Genomic DNA, 262 nt, shown 5'->3' with positions numbered 1-262 from the left:
CCGGCAAGGCTGGCCAGGCAATCTTGAAGGATGGGGATTCCTTCGAATATGCCGTTGGCAAGGATGCGGCATCCAATGCCGCTCTGGTGCCTCTGGCCGATCTGCAGGCGCCGAAGGTCGAACCTTCGAAGCTGAACAGCAAGAAGGTGACGGACCTGATGACGGCAGCGGGCCTGCTGTAACCACAATGCCGGTTAGCCGGCAATGAAATAACTCTGGACACCTCCTGCACAGACATTTGATCTTGCAGGGGGTGTTGTTC

1 protein-coding gene is annotated in these 262 nt (G+C 57.3%); it reads left to right on the top strand.

Annotated features, from left to right (window positions below):
• On the top strand, positions 1-182 hold a 182-nt coding region (locus Ga0451573_RS19320; RefSeq protein ID WP_269438413.1), incomplete at its 5' end, for a hypothetical protein.
• Positions 183-262: the final 80 nt, after the last annotated feature.

This window comes from Phosphitispora fastidiosa (assembly GCF_019008365.1).
GTDB classification, from domain to species: Bacteria; Bacillota; Thermincolia; order Thermincolales; family UBA2595; genus Phosphitispora; species Phosphitispora fastidiosa.
Note: the sequence above shows the minus strand (reverse complement) of the source record. Positions and strands in the feature narration are given on the sequence as shown.